This window comes from Staphylococcus sp. EG-SA-2 (assembly GCF_017152085.1).
In genome coordinates this window covers 1-2,184 of sequence record NZ_JACYHC010000650.1, presented here as the reverse complement: position 1 = coordinate 2,184, position 2,184 = coordinate 1, and the positions used below count along the sequence as shown (strand labels likewise).

1 protein-coding gene is annotated in these 2,184 nt (G+C 33.9%); it reads right to left on the bottom strand.

Annotated elements, in window-relative coordinates:
- Nucleotides 1-179: 179 nt before the first annotated feature.
- Complete coding sequence (coa, locus tag IDG60_RS11675) at nucleotides 180-2,156, bottom strand: staphylocoagulase (RefSeq protein WP_000744101.1); 1,977 nt, start codon at nucleotides 2,154-2,156, stop codon at nucleotides 180-182.
- Nucleotides 2,157-2,184: the final 28 nt, after the last annotated feature.

Below are 2,184 nucleotides of genomic sequence, written 5' to 3'. Positions count from 1 at the left end.
GGTTAGTAATATATTAGGTCATGTTATGTTTAAGACTATAATGAATAAATAATTTAGAAATATGCTTCCGATTGTTCGATGCTTTAATTCAGTTAGAAGCATCATAGAATGCATGATTACTGTTGTATAGATACATAATTCTTTGTATTGACTGTATGTCTTTGGATAGAGTTATAAATTTATTTTGTTACTCTAGGCCCATATGTCGCAGTACCATCTGCATGTGTTGTTACGTTATATGCGTTTGTTTCGCTTGGCTTTTTTTGTGTCGGGCGAGCGCCATATGATACTTGACCATTTGCATGTGTTGTTACGTTGTATGCATTTGTTTCGCTTGGCTTCTTGTATGTCGGGCGAGCTCCGTATGATACTTGACCATTTGCATGTGTTGTTACGTTATATGCATTTGTTTTGCTTGGCTTTTTTTGTGTCGGGCGAGCGCCATATGATACTTGACCATTTGCATGTGTTGTTACGTTGTATGCATTTGTTTTGCTTGGCTTGTTTTGTGTTGGGCGAGCACCGTATGATACTTGACCATTTGCATGTGTTGTTACGTTATATGCGTTTGTTTCACTTGGCTTGTTTTGTGTTGGGCGAGCTCCGTATGATACTGTGCCATCTTGATTTGTCGTTACGTTGTATGCATTTGTTTCACTTGGCTTGTTGAATCTTGGTCTCGCTTCATATCCAAATGTTCCATCGTTGTATTCACGGATACCTGTACCAGCATCTCTATATTTCACATACTTAGGTGTTTTGTTAAATTGCGGTCTCGGACCATATTGAGAAGCTTCTGTTGTTTCAGTTGCTTGAGGTTTAACTTCAATATCACTTGATTCTCCTTGAATACCTTTCAACGTTGATTCAGTACCTTGTGGTTTTATTTCAAGTTTAGATGAGCTACCTTCAAGACCTTCTAAAATAGGGTTCGGTGTCGTCGGTTGAGTATAATTATCGCTTAAAGATGGTCTGTTTTGTTCCATTGTTAGAAAATCGGGACCTTGAACGATTTCACCTTGTAACGTTTTATTTTCCATCGTTGGATATTCTGGACCTTTTACAGTTTCACCATAGATTGTTTCTTGTGGAATTTTTACTAATGGCTGTGCCACTGGTTGTGTTGTTTCTTCAGCTTTACCAGCCGTAGTTTTAACCTCTTGCTGGTTTCCAACTTTAGGTAATTGAGGTTCTTCAACTTTCTTCTCTTCTTTTACAACAGGAGATTTTGTTACAGTTTCCTCGTATTTTTTGACAGTTTTATTTTTCCAAGATTCGTCTGCTTCTTTAACTGCTTTTTTTGTTTCTTCAACTAATTTATCAAAATTAGGTTTATTTTCACTCTTCTCTTTAAAATTGTGTTTTGTTGGATCATATTTTGTTATAGAATTCGGTCTATTTTGTTTAGTCTCCATAAAGAAATCATCTATAATTGAATTTAAGTCATCGATCATTTCTTTTTTTATACGCTCATTTGTAATTTTATGTGGATTGTCTGTATCTCCAAGGATTAAGTCCAGTTTTGCTCGTAACTCTTTCGCATGCTCCCCATAATCCTTATCAGCATAATAAGTTACAACTAATGTATCAATTTCAGAAACAAGGTCATAAACTTCTTTAGTTGCCTTGTCTTCTCCATCTTTATCAAACTGCTTCAAGTCAACATTTTTATGCTCTATTTCTTTAACTTCTTTATTAAATTGATAAACTGCATCTTTCAAAGAGTTAAAAATATCGTTATATTCATTCATTGTTAAATTGTAAAGATTATATTTATGGAAAGTAAGCATATTAGTGTTCTTATTTGAACTTTTATACCACTTTTTATAAAGCTCATATTCATCAATCTTTTTCTTTAATAAATACTGGTCTTCTCCTAATACTCTTGTCATCAATCTATCTTTCGCTTCTTTATAGATAGGATCTCCATATTTATAATCTTCCAATAAGTCTATTGCTCCAGTAAATTGTGCCTCTAAACTATCAATTATTTTCCAATAGTAATAATCTGAAACAGTAGCTCCCTTTTTACTTTTCTCATTCACTCTTGATTCTTTACTATAATCCTTTGTTACTATCGCATCTGCTTTGTTATCCCATGTAAATAAGCTAGATGCAACTGCTAATGCGCCTAGCGAAATTATTTGCTTTTTCATAATTTTTTAATTCCTCCAAAATGTAATT